1 pseudogene is annotated in these 268 nt (G+C 72.8%); it reads right to left on the bottom strand.

Features of this window, described 5'->3' with window-relative positions:
* A pseudogene (locus SB771_RS34760) lies at window positions 1–196 on the bottom strand (hypothetical protein); the annotation flags it as partial.
* Window positions 197–268 lie beyond the last annotated feature (72 nt).

Raw genomic sequence — 268 nt, 5'->3', positions numbered from 1 at the left:
ATAGCGTCTGCTCGAGTTGGGCGCCCCGCGATGCGGGCGAGTTGACGGAAGTCGAGTGCGACTCCATGACCAGGGACGCCGAAGGCCACCAGCGCCGCCGGGCCGCGTCCACGTCGACCTTGGCCGCGTCCAGCTCTTGCTGCGCGCCACGCGCGAGCGGATGGCCGCGCATCGCCGCCTCGACCAGGGCCTGCAATGTGATTGGAGCCTCCCCGGGCCCGGAGGCACCCGCGGGCGCGCCAACCGACGCTGTCTTGCCGCCGGTCAC

The sequence above is a fragment of the Burkholderia sp. SIMBA_051 genome (genome assembly GCF_046534915.1).
Lineage (GTDB): Bacteria > Pseudomonadota > Gammaproteobacteria > Burkholderiales > Burkholderiaceae > Burkholderia > Burkholderia ambifaria.
Note: the sequence above shows the minus strand (reverse complement) of the source record. Positions and strands in the feature narration are given on the sequence as shown.